Origin of the sequence: Magnetovibrio sp. PR-2, from assembly GCF_036689815.1 — a bacterium.
In the GTDB taxonomy this organism is placed as follows: Bacteria; Pseudomonadota; Alphaproteobacteria; order Rhodospirillales; family Magnetovibrionaceae; genus Magnetovibrio.
The window spans coordinates 12680-25406 of record NZ_JBAHUR010000005.1 but is presented as its reverse complement, the minus strand read 5'-3'; the positions used below and the strand labels follow the sequence as shown (position 1 = coordinate 25406).

17 protein-coding genes are annotated in these 12727 nt (G+C 54.1%); 11 read left to right on the top strand and 6 right to left on the bottom strand.

Translation table 11 applies throughout. The features are described 5' to 3' along the window. Positions 1 to 2 precede the first annotated feature (2 nt). A complete protein-coding gene (locus V5T82_RS06960; RefSeq protein WP_332894890.1) occupies positions 3 to 1031 on the bottom strand; it encodes an NAD(P)H-dependent flavin oxidoreductase in 1029 nt (342 codons plus the stop codon). A gap of 38 nt (positions 1032 to 1069) precedes the next feature. Then, complete coding sequence (locus tag V5T82_RS06955; protein ID WP_332894889.1) at positions 1070 to 2293, bottom strand: aspartate kinase; 1224 nt, start codon at positions 2291 to 2293, stop codon at positions 1070 to 1072. Positions 2294 to 2519: 226 nt separating this feature from the next. Here V5T82_RS06955 and ubiG point away from each other — a divergent pair, with 226 nt between their 5' ends. Beyond that, positions 2520 to 3266, top strand: coding sequence for a bifunctional 2-polyprenyl-6-hydroxyphenol methylase/3-demethylubiquinol 3-O-methyltransferase UbiG (gene ubiG, locus V5T82_RS06950; protein ID WP_332894888.1), 747 nt, complete (start codon positions 2520 to 2522; stop codon positions 3264 to 3266). Positions 3267 to 3436: 170 nt separating this feature from the next. Then, positions 3437 to 3913, top strand: a complete 477-nt coding sequence (locus V5T82_RS06945; RefSeq protein WP_332894887.1) for a CBS domain-containing protein — start codon at positions 3437 to 3439, stop codon at positions 3911 to 3913. Positions 3914 to 3941: 28 nt separating this feature from the next. Here V5T82_RS06945 and V5T82_RS06940 read toward each other — a convergent pair whose 3' ends face one another. Beyond that, entirely contained in the window at positions 3942 to 4409 is a 468-nt protein-coding gene (locus tag V5T82_RS06940; RefSeq protein ID WP_332894886.1) for a DUF1178 family protein, read from the bottom strand. A 138-nt stretch (positions 4410 to 4547) separates the two neighbouring features. Here V5T82_RS06940 and V5T82_RS06935 point away from each other — a divergent pair, with 138 nt between their 5' ends. Beyond that, positions 4548 to 5150 (top strand): class I SAM-dependent methyltransferase, encoded by a 603-nt coding sequence (locus tag V5T82_RS06935; protein WP_332894885.1) that lies wholly within the window; start codon positions 4548 to 4550, stop codon positions 5148 to 5150. Here V5T82_RS06935 and V5T82_RS06930 read toward each other — a convergent pair. From V5T82_RS06930 to V5T82_RS06920, 3 genes are all read right to left on the bottom strand, one after another. Continuing rightward, entirely contained in the window at positions 5129 to 5953 is an 825-nt protein-coding gene (locus V5T82_RS06930; protein WP_332894884.1) for a carbon-nitrogen hydrolase family protein, read from the bottom strand. The genes V5T82_RS06935 and V5T82_RS06930 overlap by 22 nt on opposite strands. A 23-nt stretch (positions 5954 to 5976) precedes the next feature. Then, positions 5977 to 6234: a glutaredoxin 3 gene (gene grxC / locus V5T82_RS06925; RefSeq protein ID WP_332894883.1), complete on the bottom strand. Its 258-nt coding sequence runs from the start codon at positions 6232 to 6234 to the stop codon at positions 5977 to 5979. A gap of 92 nt (positions 6235 to 6326) precedes the next feature. Then, a complete protein-coding gene (locus V5T82_RS06920) occupies positions 6327 to 7067 on the bottom strand; it encodes a ComF family protein (protein WP_332894882.1) in 741 nt (246 codons plus the stop codon). A 67-nt stretch (positions 7068 to 7134) separates the two neighbouring features. Here V5T82_RS06920 and V5T82_RS06915 point away from each other — a divergent pair, with 67 nt between their 5' ends. From V5T82_RS06915 to V5T82_RS06880, 8 genes are all read left to right on the top strand, one after another. Beyond that, on the top strand, positions 7135 to 8049 hold the full coding sequence (locus tag V5T82_RS06915; RefSeq protein WP_332894881.1) for a methyltransferase domain-containing protein: 915 nt from the start codon (positions 7135 to 7137) through the stop codon (positions 8047 to 8049). A gap of 19 nt (positions 8050 to 8068) precedes the next feature. After that, entirely contained in the window at positions 8069 to 8779 is a 711-nt protein-coding gene (gene sfsA / locus V5T82_RS06910; RefSeq protein WP_332894880.1) for a DNA/RNA nuclease SfsA, read from the top strand. Between the two features lie 78 nt (positions 8780 to 8857). Further along, positions 8858 to 9649, top strand: a complete 792-nt coding sequence (gene map, locus V5T82_RS06905; RefSeq protein ID WP_332894879.1) for a type I methionyl aminopeptidase — start codon at positions 8858 to 8860, stop codon at positions 9647 to 9649. Positions 9650 to 9717: 68 nt separating this feature from the next. Continuing rightward, entirely contained in the window at positions 9718 to 10410 is a 693-nt protein-coding gene (gene radC, locus V5T82_RS06900) for a RadC family protein (protein ID WP_332894878.1), read from the top strand. Between the two features lie 62 nt (positions 10411 to 10472). Then, on the top strand, positions 10473 to 10829 hold the full coding sequence (locus V5T82_RS06895) for a type II toxin-antitoxin system RelE/ParE family toxin (RefSeq protein WP_332894877.1): 357 nt from the start codon (positions 10473 to 10475) through the stop codon (positions 10827 to 10829). Beyond that, positions 10826 to 11113 (top strand): helix-turn-helix domain-containing protein, encoded by a 288-nt coding sequence (locus V5T82_RS06890; RefSeq protein WP_332894876.1) that lies wholly within the window; start codon positions 10826 to 10828, stop codon positions 11111 to 11113. The genes V5T82_RS06895 and V5T82_RS06890 overlap by 4 nt, the downstream gene beginning before the upstream one ends. A gap of 107 nt (positions 11114 to 11220) precedes the next feature. Next, entirely contained in the window at positions 11221 to 11835 is a 615-nt protein-coding gene (locus tag V5T82_RS06885) for a ParB N-terminal domain-containing protein (RefSeq protein ID WP_332894875.1), read from the top strand. After that, positions 11832 to 12539 (top strand): hypothetical protein, encoded by a 708-nt coding sequence (locus V5T82_RS06880; RefSeq protein ID WP_332894874.1) that lies wholly within the window; start codon positions 11832 to 11834, stop codon positions 12537 to 12539. Before V5T82_RS06885 ends, V5T82_RS06880 begins: the two co-directional genes overlap by 4 nt. Positions 12540 to 12727 lie beyond the last annotated feature (188 nt).

Sequence of the window (12727 nt, the reverse complement as noted above, 5' to 3'; positions counted from 1 at the left end):
GTTCAATGCCCCGATTGCCCGCGTGCGTCCAGCGCGCCTTCGGCCTGCTCAATCAATTCGGCGAAAATATCCGCCATGGGCTGTTCGGATTTGACGGTTCCGACAATTTGTCCGGCCATCAAAGAGCCCCCTTCTACATCGCCATCAATGACGGCACGTTTCAAGGCCCCAGCCCAAAAATGTTCAATTTCCAACTGAGCTTCTTGTTGGTTAAGCTCTCCCGCATTGTGACGTTCGATCACTTTGCGTTGGGTTTCCATGAATTCTTTGGTGCCTTCGTTGGTGATGGCGCGCACGGGAATAACCGGGAAACGCGGATCAATTTGCACGGTCGGTATAGCATCGCGAGCTGACGCCCGAATGAACGCTTTTTTGAAGTTTTCGTGTGCAATGCATTCCGTGGCGCAGACAAAACGTGTGCCCAACTGAACGCCAGCGGCACCCATTTCTAAGTAGCTGACGATGGTTTCCCCGCGCCCGATGCCACCCGCGACAAACACCGGAACATCTGAAACGTTGGGCAAGATTTCTTGTGCCAAAACGGATGTGGACACCGGGCCGATGTGACCGCCCGCCTCGGAGCCTTCAATCACCAAGGCATCCGCACCGCTGCGCACCAAACGTTTGGCGAGCACGGCTGCAGGGGCAAAGCAAATCACTTTTGCCCCGCCTTCTTTGATGCGTTTGATGGACGCGCCCGACGGCAAACCGCCGGCCAACACCACGTGGGTGACCTTCAAATCCAAACACACATCGATCAGGGCTTCCATATCGGGGTGCATGGTGATCAGGTTCACACCGAACGGCTTGTCGGTCATGGTTTTGGTTGCTTCGATTTCGGCACGCAGCAAGTCAGGTGTCATGGACCCACACGCGATGACGCCAAAACCACCCGCATTGGAAAGCGCCGCAACCAAGTAGCGTTCGGAAATCCACGACATGGCGCCGCCCAAAATGGCGTATTCGGTGCCTAAAAATTCGCGGCCCTTGGCCCACAATTGATCAAGGTGTTGCTTAGCGGTTGACGTCATATCCAAATTCCTAGTCTGTAAGATGTGGCCACAAAACTTTAGTCTTCCGCATCCAATCCATAGGCCGTGTGCAGCGCGCGAATGGCGAGCTCGGTATATTCTTCGGCGATCAAGACGCTCACTTTGATTTCAGAGGTCGAGATCACTTGAATGTTGATGCTTTTGTCCGCCAAGGCTTGGAACATGCGTTGCGCGATGCCTGCGTGGCTGCGCATGCCGACGCCTATCACGGAAACCTTCGCCACTTCGCCGTCCGACAGCAGCTCTTTGTAGCCGATGTTGTCGGTTTCAGACTTCACGACTTCGATTGCACGTTCCATGTCGGTGTTGGGCACCGTAAAGGTCATGTCCGTGGACTTGCCGTCTTCCGACACGTTTTGCACGATCATGTCCACGTTGATGCTAGCTTCGGCCAAGGGGCCAAAGATTTTTGCCGCAATACCCGGGGTGTCTTCAACCCCGATCAACGTGATTTTTGCTTCGTCGCGGGAATATGCGACGCCACTGATGAGTTCTTGTTCCACGATTTCATCCTCGTCAACAACCAAGGTTCCTTCTTCGTCTGAGAAGGACGAGCGCACTTGTAAGCGCACATTGTGTTTCATGGCCACTTCGACCGAGCGGGTCTGCAAGACCTTCGCCCCGACCGACGCCATTTCCAGCATTTCTTCGAACGTGATTTTTTCCAGCTTTTGGGCTTTGGACACGATGCGCGGGTCGGTGGTGTAAACCCCGTCCACGTCGGTGTAAATGTCGCACCGGTCGGCATCCAGACCCGCCGCCACAGCCACTGCTGAGGTGTCCGAGCCGCCACGGCCCAGCGTGGTGACGCGACCGTCTTCACCCACACCTTGGAAACCCGGGATCACAGCGACTTCGCCATTAGCCAAGCGCTTTTTCACCTCTTCGCCGTCAATGCCCAAAATACGGGCTTTGCCGTGGGCGTTGTCGGTGTTGACCGGAATTTGCCATCCCAGCCACGAGCGCGCAGGAACGCCCAAGTCTTGCAAAGCCAAAGCCAGCAGACCCGACGTCACTTGCTCACCCGAAGACACCACCACGTCGTATTCGCGGGTGTCATACAACGGTGTGATGGAGGTGACATAGTCCACCAACTGGTTGGTGACGCCGGACATGGCGGAAACCACCACGGCCACTTGATTGCCAGCGTCCACTTCGCGTTTCACCCGTTTCGCGACATTTTGAATGCGTTCAATGTCGCCAACGGACGTGCCGCCGAATTTTTGTACGATAAGAGCCATTTTAGCGATTAAAACCTATCAAAACGATCATTGCCGCCCACCCTCCCTTTTGAGGGCCCGCTCAGGGCTCTCGGATTGAAAAGAACTGGAAAGTCAGCCGATTTCAGCTTAATACAGCCTTGAAGAGACAGTGGGCGCGTATACATACTCAATATGCCCCGTACTCGCAAGAGCACCAGACGCTCTAGACTTAAGAAAAACCTGAAATACGTAAGGTCCCCAACCCATGTCCGCGTCCCAAACCAGCACCGTGAACCCCGACGAAATCGCCCGCTTCACCGCTATGGCCGACGCTTGGTGGGACCCGTCGGGGAAATTCCGCCCGCTGCACCAACTCAACCCGGTGCGCATTGCGTTCATAAAAACCAATGTTTGCAACCACTTCGGACGTGACCCAGAGGCTGAAAAGCCGTTCGAGGGCTTGGAAATCTTAGACGTCGGCTGCGGTGGCGGCTTGCTGTCGGAGCCCATGGCACGGCTGGGCGCAAACATGACCAGCATCGATGCGGGCGAAAAAAATATCGAAATCGCCAAAATTCACGCGGCCAAGAGCGGCGTGGAGATCGACTATCGCAACGTCTACCCCGAAGATTTGGCCAAAGAGGGCAAAACCTTCGATGTCGTGCTGAATATGGAAGTCATCGAACACGTCGCCGACACTCAAGCGTTCATGACGGCGTCGGCCTCTGTCGTCAAGGAGGGCGGGGCCATGGTTCTGTCGACCATGAACCGCAACATCAAGTCTTTGTTGTTGGGCAAAGTGGCCGCCGAATACATTTTGCGCTGGCTGCCGACCGGCACGCACGATTGGAAAAAGTTCCTCAAACCCAGCGAATTGGCCCACTTGGTGCGCGGCCACGGACTGGAATTTTCCGATCTGCAAGGCATGGTCTACAACCCCTTCAAGGACGAGTGGACCTTGTCGAAAACGGACTTAGATATCAATTACGTCGCGTTCGCGAAAAAGTCCTAAGGTTATTCCCGAACCTAAGTGTTTGGCGTAATTTTCGAACTGCTGCAGCGCAAAATATTGATATCGCACCCCTTTTCTGCCCGATCTCAGTAGGCTTCAAAGCACTTTCTTGCTATGATGAGAATAGAAGCCCAGAACATACAAACCGATATCCACGGGAAGGTGTGATTATGAAAGTTTCTGAAATCCTCAAGCAAGACAATGCCCCGTTGATCACGGTCAACGAAAGCACCACCGTCTTAACGGCCGCGCATCGCATGCGGCTGGAAAAAATCGGCTGTGTGGTGGTGAGCAATGACGGCAAACACGCCGAAGGCATCGTCGCCGTTCGCGACGTGGTCTATCACATGTCCGACCACTGGGGCGATGACCCTAAAGGTGACGAGTTCTCCTACCTCAAACGCAAAGTCACCGACATCATGCAAACGCCGGTGAAAACCTGCAAACTGAGCGACAAGCTGGTCGATGTGTTGCATATGATGTGGCACTTCCACTTCCTGCACATTCCGGTCGCAGACGACAAAGGCGACCTGTGCGGCATCGTCAGCATCGATGACGTCATCAAATTCAGCCTGTCCGAGGCCGAGTTGGAAAGCAAGGTGCTGCGCGAAGAACTGATGCTGACTGGCGAACGCCCGCTGACTTAAGGCTCTGATTTTAGGAGCGTAAGCGCGCTTAGCTGTTGCGACGCGGGGTTCCGGGCAAGCGAACGAAGTCGATACCTTCTTCGTCGAGCTCTTGGGCTTCTTCTTCCGAAGCTTTGCCATAAATGCCGCGTTCTTGCGCGTCACCGTAGTGGATTTTGCGCGCTTCGTCGGCGAAATCTTCACCCACATCTTCGAAGTTGTCTTCCGCGTAATCCTTGATGCGGCCTACAGCGTCCAGGATTTGCTGGGCGACTTCTTGGGCGCGGGCATCGCCCATGGCATTGATGTCGTGTTCGGGCAGCTCTGTCTCTTGAGTTTCTTCGCCACCCTTGGAGGACTGAACATTGGGTGCCATAATGGCCTTGGTCACGCGGGTCGAGCCGCAATACGGGCATTCCACATCTCCTGCGGCCACTTGCTTGTCGTAAGTGGCACTATCGCGAAACCAAGCCTCAAAGGTATGGTCGTCGTCACAACAGAGTTGGTAGTGGATCATCTAAGTTAACCCGATATTCTTTCTTTGCTGCCCAGCATTATAATCGTTAAGACGAGAATCCAAAGCGTCTCGTGAACGTTCGAGCAGGAAAATAGCCCTCTAAGGGTTAACAAATGTCCAATAAGGATCCTTTTTTCAATGCCTTCCCCGCAAATTCCGATGCACCTGAAAGTCTCAGAACCTTCTCCGTGGGTGATCCGATGGGCGCTGTTGGCCGACCATCACGGCAGCATTTTGGACTTGGCCGCCGGAAATGGTCGCCATGGACGCTTGATGTTGGGACTGGGGTGTCATGTAACCTTTTTGGATCGCGATACGGTCGCTTTGAGAGATTTAAAAGAGCACCCCAAGGCCAAAGTCGTCGAGGCCGATTTGGAAGACGCAATCCCTTGGCCCTTAGAAGGCGAGACCTTCGACGCCATCATCGTGGTGAATTACCTGCACCGCCCGCTGTTCGACAAAATCATCGCAGCCCTCAACCCCGGTGGCATTTTGATTTACGAAACATTTGCGCTGGGCAACGAAGACTATGCTCGCCCGCGCAACCCCGATCACCTGTTGAAATCAGGTGAGTTGCTTGAGTTAGTTCAAGGCAAGCTGCAAGTGGTGGGATACGAACACGGCTTGATCAAATCGACCGACATTCCGGGCGTAAAACAGCGTCTGTGCGCCATAAACGATTTGGACCTAAGCGTGCGCGATGACGGGGAGCCGCCGGCTCACGAAATGTCCCGCGTGTGAGTTAGGGACGGCACCATTTTGCGCGCCTCCACCACACGGACCGGATCAATATCGGCAACCACCACACCGGGTTCATCGCCGGCATCGGCCAAGACTTCACCCCACGGATCAATGATCAACGAATGACCAAAGGTTTTGCGGTCGTTGAAGTGCGTGCCCACTTGCGCCGGGGCAAACACAAAACACCCATTTTCAATGGCGCGGGCGCGCAACAACACATGCCAGTGGGCCGTGCCCGTTGGTACGGTGAACGCGGCCGGAACGCTCAGCATCGTCGCGCCCGCATTTGCCAAGGCGCGATAGAGATAAGGGAAGCGCACGTCATAACACGTGCTCAAGCCTAAGCCGCCCCAAGGCGTGTCGATCAAAACTTTGTCCGTTCCGGGGGAAAATGTCGCAGATTCGCGATAGCTCTCGCCGCCTTCCAGGTCCACGTCGAACATGTGGATCTTGTCGTACGTCGCAACCACGTCGCCGTTCGGTGAATACACAAACGCGCGGTTGGCGATCTTATCGCCCAAATCGATGGCAAGTGTGCCGCCGTGCAGCCACACCCCCAACTCTTTCGCCAAGGCTGAAAACGCCGGGATGGCCGGATGGTCGTCCATGGTGCGGGCATTTGCGCGGATGTTGCCATCACCAAACGTCATCATGGCGACGTTTTCGGGCAAGAACACCAGCTCCGCCCCCTGCCCTGCCGCTTGGCGCACATAGTCAACCGCGACACGGATATTTTCATCCATGTCGTTGGAAGCATTCACCTGCACACATGCGGCTTTAAAGGCTGGGGGAATATTGCTCACGCAATCAGCTTTCAATCCGGGCGTTAACCGAGACCCAACATCGGGTCCAGTTCATCGTCGAAGTCCAACTCAAACATATCATCGCAGCCGCCGATGGCATTATCGTCGATGAAAATCTGCGGAACCGTGTGCGCACCGCCGCGCTCTTGCATTTCTTGGCGTTTGGCGCGGTCTCTCATCACGTCGATTTCTATGTATTCAACGCCTTTCTTGTCCAACAACGCTTTGGCGCGGTGGCAATACGGGCAGATGGGCGTGGTGTAAATTTCTACTTTAGCCATTAGGTCTTTCCGTCTCGGCGGCGCGTCTGGTCTGGCAGTCAGGAATCGCACCTTACTTCATGGTTTCCTTATATATAGTCGCTTTGAAAGGATTAAGCAAAGTCCCGCACAACGCGGGCCAAAACCAGGACGTCCACACGCGCGGCCCCAGCACGTTTTAAGACCTTGGCACATGCCCAAATCGTGGCCCCTGTGGTGTAGACATCGTCAATCAACACAACGGCTTTGCCTTCGATACGTTGCTTCAATTTAGGCGGCACGACAAAGGCACCTTGCACGTTACGTGCGCGCGCCTTTCTCCCCATCCGCCCCTGGCTGAGCGTCTTGCGTTTGCGTTTTAAGGTGTTGTGTAAAACAGGCGTGTCCGCGAGCTTGCCCACCGCCTTCGCCAACAGGGCAGATTGGTTATAGCGCCGTTGAAACAGGCGCGTCCAATGCAGCGGCACCGGGACGAGAGCGTCAGCCTCAGCCAGCAGATCCGCCCCCGCGGCGCGCATCCATTTGGCCAACAGCCCCGCCGTCTCGGTCCGGTCGGCATGTTTGAAACCCAGCACCAAATCGCGGCTCTGATCGTCATAAACCAGCGCCGCGCGGGCCCGGTCAAAGGGCGGGTGTTCGCGCACACAAGCGCCACAAAGGGTTTGGTCTGGAACTTCATATTCAAACGGGTGGGCGCAGGCTTCACAGCTGGGCGGGCCGAGGAACGTCAGTTCCGACCAACAGCTTGCACACAGGGTCTGCGGCGTGTCCACCTGCACGCCACACCGCCCACAGGTGGGTGGCAAAACCACATCCACCAAACGCGATAAAATGCGAAACCCATTTTGTTGCAAATCAATCCACTCCACAACCATAAGGCTAAGACTTTAACACCGAAGCGGGCTGTGTCATATAGGGGGCATGGCGACACCACAACACATGCAATTGTTTGAACGCGAAGCCGTGCGCAAGCACCGCGAACGCGCCGCAACCACGCTCGACGATCACGACTTTTTGTTCAAAGAAATCGCCGACCGTCTGACCGAGCGTTTGGACGACGTTAAACGCGACTTTCCGCTCGCCCTCGACATCGGGTGTCACGGCGGCGAGGTCGCGAAAAGCTTAAAGGTCGGCTCTCATGTGCGCGGCAACATTGAAACGCTGGTGCAGTGCGATCCGTCCCCCAAAATGACCGCCAAAGCAAAGGCGAAAACGTCAGGCCTCAGCTTCGCCGCCGACGAAGAATTCCTTCCCGTTGCAGACGAAAGTGTAGACTTGGTGCTGTCCAATCTGTCGCTCCACTGGGCCAATGACTTACCCGGCGCGCTGGTGCAAATTCGCAAGGCGCTCAAGCCCGACTGTTTGTTCCTTGCCACATTGTTAGGGGAAGGCACATTGCAAGAACTGCGCACGGCGTTGATGACGGCCGAGGTTGAAATCGAAATGGGCATGAGCCCGCGCGTCTCCCCCTTTGCCACGGTGCAGGACTTAGGCGGGCTTTTGCAGCGCGCAGGGATGACACTTCCGGTGGTAGACACCGAAACCATCACGGTGAGTTACCCCGACATTTTTAAGCTGATGCACGACCTGCGTGGCATGGGCGAAACGGGCACCATCAGTGGACGGCGCAAGCATTTCACGCGCCGCGACACCATCATGCGCGCCGCAGAAATCTATATGGAAAAGTTCGCCGGGATGGACGACGCAGGCGAAGGCCGCATCCCCGCGACCTTCGATATTATCTATTTAACCGCCTGGTCGCCGCACCCCGATCAACAACAGCCCTTGAAACCGGGGCAAGCGACAACCAACTTAGTCGATATTTTAGAAACTTAAGACTGACCCTGAGCGCCCCATGAAATTTGAAACGCCCCTAATCCCTGGAAAACTGATCAAACGCTACAAACGTTTTATGACGGATGTGGAGCTGCAAGACGGCTCGGTCGTCACCGCGCACTGTGCGAACTCGGGCTCCATGCTGTCGGTGAACGAGCCGGGCACGGACGTGTGGATCAGCCCCGCCAACAATCCCAAACGCAAGCTACAATACACCTGGGAGATCACGCGCATTGGCGACGCCATGGTGGGCATCAACACTCAACACCCCAACCGCATTGTCTATGAAGCCATCGAAGCGGGCCAAATTCCGGAGCTTACGGGCTACGACACGCTCAAACGCGAAGTGAAATACGGCAAAAACTCCCGCATCGACGTGTTTTTGCAAGGCGAAGGCAAACCGGATTGCTATGTGGAGGTGAAAAACACCACCATGCGCCGGGATCTCTCCGACGGTGCCCCGGCTGAATTCCCAGATTCCGTCACTGCACGCGGGGCCAAGCACCTAGACGAGCTCGCCGACATGGTGGACGAAGGCCATCGCGCCGTGATGTTCTACCTGGTCCAGCGCGACGACGCCGACAGCTTTGTCGTCGCGGGTGACATCGACCCGACCTACGCCGAACGGTTAGAAGCGGCGCGCAAACGCGGTGTCGAGGTGGTGGCCTATGGCTGCCGCGTCACGCCCGAGGAGATCGAAATCGATCGCCCGGTGAAAATCGAGCTGTGAAGCACCACCTAAAGGGATAGGTGTTCTTTTGTAACGAACGTGCCATAATCGGCGAAACTGAACGACTTTTGAGAGACGATGAACCAGTCCAAGACCATTAAAATCCACACTTCGGAAGACTTCGAAGGCATGCGCAAGGCCGGACGTTTGGCCGCTGAAACCATTGACGCCGTTGTGCCCTTGGTCAAACCCGGCGTGACGACGGAAGAACTCAACACGTTCTGCCACGACTTCATCGTCCAGCACGGCGCCCAGCCCGCACCGCTGAACTATCGCGGTTTTCCCAAATCCATCTGTGCATCCGTGAACCACGTGGTCTGCCATGGCATTCCAGGCGATAAAAAGCTGCACGACGGCGACATCGTGAACTTGGACATCACGGTCATTTTGGACGGCTGGTACGGCGACACGTCGCGCATGTTTTGTGTCGGCGAAACGTCGCGCAAATCCCAGCGCCTCATCGACATCACCTATGAAGCCATGTGGGAAGGCATCCGCGTGGTCAAACCGGGCGTCACCACAGGCGACATCGGCCACGCCATTCAGACCTTTGCGGAAAAGCAGCGCTGCTCCGTGGTGCGCGATTTCTGCGGTCACGGCTTGGGCCGCGTGTTCCACGACGCGCCCAACATTATGCACTTCGGCTCGCCCTCCACAGGTCCGCGCCTGGAAGAAGGCATGTTCTTCACCATCGAGCCCATGATCAACCTCGGCAAATACGATGTGAAGATTTTGTCCGACGGTTGGACCGCTGTGACCAAGGACCGGTCCTTGTCCGCGCAGTTCGAACATTCCATCGGCGTGACGGCTGACGGCTATGAAGTCTTCACGTTGTCGCCGGAAGGTCTGGACAAGCCCCCCTATAATTAGGCACACTCGGCACACACCCATGTTGAGAGGCATGGCCGCAAAAACTTCTTTTTGAGTGTGCCAACACGATGCCAGACACCCCACAATCGACCCCCCACTACACCGGACACCGCCAACGCCTGCGCGAACGCTTCTTGAAATCGCGTGGCCGGGACTTGGCGGACTATGAGCTATTGGAGGTCTTGCTGTTCGCGGCCTCACCCCGGCGCGACGTCAAACCGCTCGCCAAGGCCTTGATCGACAAGTTCGGCTCGTTCGGTGCGGTGATGAATGCGGACGCCGACGAACTCCAGAAAGTCTCCGGCATGGGCGAAGTGGCGGCGGTGAGCATCTTGGCCGTGCGCCAGTCTGCCGAACGCTTGTTGCAAGATGATGTGATGAACAAACCGGTGCTGAGCAACTGGCAAAGCCTGATGGATTATTGCCGTGTGAGCATGGGCTCCAACAAAACCGAACAGTTTCGTGTGTTGTTTCTCAACCGCCAGAACGTACTCATCGCGGATGAGCTTCAAGAAGAAGGCACCGTCGACCAAACCCCGGTCTATCCCCGCAAAGTCATCAAACGCGCCCTGGAATTAGAAGCCAGCGCGCTGATCTTGGTCCACAACCACCCGTCAGGTGACCCCACACCGAGCCAGCCGGACATCGATATGACGCGAGAGTTGCAGTCAGCAGGCTCAAAGCTCGGGATACAGCTGCACGATCATGTGATTGTGAGTAGGTCGGGGAACAGTTCGTTTAAGACGATGGGGCTTCTCTAGGCATGCGCCATTGACGTATGTTTTTTCATTGACCAAAAGTACGTCATTGGCGTAGTATTGAAATGACAGAAAAATTGATCACCATTGCCGAAACGCAAGCTTACTTGTCCCAGGCAAAAGGATTGCTCAACGACAGTGATCGCCAAGTGGTGATTGACCTGATCGCTGCTGATCCCACTTGCGGATCGTTGCTCCAAAACACGGGCGGTGTCCGGAAAGTCCGTATCCCTCTTTCCGGGCGCGGCAAAAGCGGCGGAGCACGGGTGGTTTATTTCTTTCATGACAATACGATTCCGGTTTATCTGCTGGCCGTATTTGCCAAAAACGAAAAGGACAATTTGACCAAAGCGGAACGCAATGCCCTCAAAACCGCAACCACCGCCATCGTCAAAGCCTGGAAAACAAGGACACCATCATGAGCACAGCCTTCGATAAAATCATGGACGGATTGGACGATGCCTTGGCCCACGCCGAAGGCGACGAGACGAAAGCCGTGCTGCAAACATTGAGTGCCGTAGACGTCAAAACAATCCGCAAAAAAACGGGACTGTCCCAACCCAAATTCGCCGCCTTATTTCACATCCCCGTTGGCACACTACGCAACTGGGAACAAGGCCGCCGCCACCCCGAAGGGCCAGCGATTGCGTTGTTGCACATTATTGATAAGGAGCCGGAGACGGCGGTGCGGGCGTTGCATGGGTGATATTGCCTGATTGTGAGTAGGTCGGAGAACTCGTTATTTAAAACTCAAGACTTGCTGCAAGCTCATTCTTGTGCTCGTAATAATTGTGAATACAGGAGTCTTGTCTAATGAAAATTAAATCTATCCCTCTAAGCGATCTTGCTGTGAACTATGCTAATGATCGACATGGAGAGCTAGTTGATGATGCAACTGCGATGGAGTGGCTGCTCAAGCACCGCGCTGAGCACATGAAAAATCTCGCAAAGGACATTGTTAAAGAAGGTGAGATTTACGAACCCCCTCTTGTTCATGAGGAAGAAGGCAAATACACCGTATTTGACGGCAACCGCCGTGTGACCTGCCTTAAACTAATAGACAACCCTGCCCTTACCCCGACAGAAAGCTGGCGTGATTTTTTTCAAGAAAGGCGGGCAGATTGGAAAGGGACGTTTCCAAATAATATCCAGTGCCAAGTCGAGGCTAATAAAGATCGAATTGATGAAATTCTATACCGTCGCCACACAGGTGTCGCAAATGGTGTTGGGCAGAGCCCCTGGGACGCAGAGGCAAAATCTAACTTTGTTAAACGCAGTGGCAAAAAAGCAAAAGTAAATGTTGCCGAAGAAATTGAAAAAAACTCAAAGAGGCCGATTACCTTAAGCCTAATGTTAAAGTCCCCCGTTCAAACCTTAATCGTCTCCTTTCATCTGAAAGCTTCCGAAATCGTGTGGGGATCTCTGTGAAGAAAAACCACGTCGAACTCACGCACGATGAAACAAAGGTCATGACAAGCTTAACACGCGTTGTCCATGACATGATTTCTAAAGAAATCGTCCTAGACAATATTTGGGATAATAAAGGTAAAAAAGAGTACCTTGATCTTTTGGAAACGGAAGACGTGTTGCCACAAGCAACAGATTCTTTAACAACAAATAAGAACTTTAAAAACCTAAAACCTACTAAGCCAAAGACACCTAAGTCCCCTACTTCTTCACCTAAGCCACCTAAGCAAACCACGTTGATCCCACACGATATTGATTATGGGGTTTACCCTCAAGCTCACACTCAACGAGCAATGGATGTTTGGGGAGAGCTACAGCACCATCTTCGCTTTGAAGAACATGACAATGCAATAGCTGTTTTGTTTCGTGTACTATTAGAATTCGCGATTGATAATTATATTGACCGTAAACAGCTCACAAACATTCATCCCAATGATAAACTGGCAAATCGGTTCAAGAAGATTGCTGACCACATGCGCGGTGAAAACCTAGTTGATTTTAAATACTGGGAAGGCTTGAAAAAATTCGAAAATACTGAACCTATTCTTTCTGCAAACACTATGAACAAATACGTCCATAGCAAAGACTTCTTTCCTTCCGACCATCACCTTAAGTCAATGTGGAAAATCTTATCTAGCTTCATCGTAATCTGCCTCAAAGCATAGTCGCTCTTGACCTTCCCGCCCCATCCTCGCAAATAATGGGATGATTACGAGTAACAATGCCCACGTGAGAATGGTGCTTGGTTGTCCTTTGGTGACGCTCCCCCATTGTCGCCCCCTCCAACCTGTGCCAGAATCAACCCCGTTCCAAATCCCCACCACAGGAGGTTTTTTGATTGTCATTGTCACGC

What these genes read in the sequence shown, in the direction of transcription:
- V5T82_RS06960 (WP_332894890.1), bottom strand. Translation starts at nt 1,031, where the DNA reads ATGACGTCAACCGCTAAGCAACACCTTGATCAATTGTGGGCCAAGGGC.
- V5T82_RS06955 (WP_332894889.1), bottom strand. Translation starts at nt 2,293, where the DNA reads ATGGCTCTTATCGTACAAAAATTCGGCGGCACGTCCGTTGGCGACATT.
- ubiG (WP_332894888.1), top strand. Translation starts at nt 2,520, where the DNA reads ATGTCCGCGTCCCAAACCAGCACCGTGAACCCCGACGAAATCGCCCGC.
- V5T82_RS06945 (WP_332894887.1), top strand. Translation starts at nt 3,437, where the DNA reads ATGAAAGTTTCTGAAATCCTCAAGCAAGACAATGCCCCGTTGATCACG.
- V5T82_RS06940 (WP_332894886.1), bottom strand. Translation starts at nt 4,409, where the DNA reads ATGATCCACTACCAACTCTGTTGTGACGACGACCATACCTTTGAGGCT.
- V5T82_RS06935 (WP_332894885.1), top strand. Translation starts at nt 4,548, where the DNA reads ATGCCTTCCCCGCAAATTCCGATGCACCTGAAAGTCTCAGAACCTTCT.
- grxC (WP_332894883.1), bottom strand. Translation starts at nt 6,234, where the DNA reads ATGGCTAAAGTAGAAATTTACACCACGCCCATCTGCCCGTATTGCCAC.
- V5T82_RS06915 (WP_332894881.1), top strand. Translation starts at nt 7,135, where the DNA reads ATGGCGACACCACAACACATGCAATTGTTTGAACGCGAAGCCGTGCGC.
- sfsA (WP_332894880.1), top strand. Translation starts at nt 8,069, where the DNA reads ATGAAATTTGAAACGCCCCTAATCCCTGGAAAACTGATCAAACGCTAC.
- map (WP_332894879.1), top strand. Translation starts at nt 8,858, where the DNA reads ATGAACCAGTCCAAGACCATTAAAATCCACACTTCGGAAGACTTCGAA.
- radC (WP_332894878.1), top strand. Translation starts at nt 9,718, where the DNA reads ATGCCAGACACCCCACAATCGACCCCCCACTACACCGGACACCGCCAA.
- V5T82_RS06895 (WP_332894877.1), top strand. Translation starts at nt 10,473, where the DNA reads ATGACAGAAAAATTGATCACCATTGCCGAAACGCAAGCTTACTTGTCC.
- V5T82_RS06890 (WP_332894876.1), top strand. Translation starts at nt 10,826, where the DNA reads ATGAGCACAGCCTTCGATAAAATCATGGACGGATTGGACGATGCCTTG.
- V5T82_RS06885 (WP_332894875.1), top strand. Translation starts at nt 11,221, where the DNA reads ATGAAAATTAAATCTATCCCTCTAAGCGATCTTGCTGTGAACTATGCT.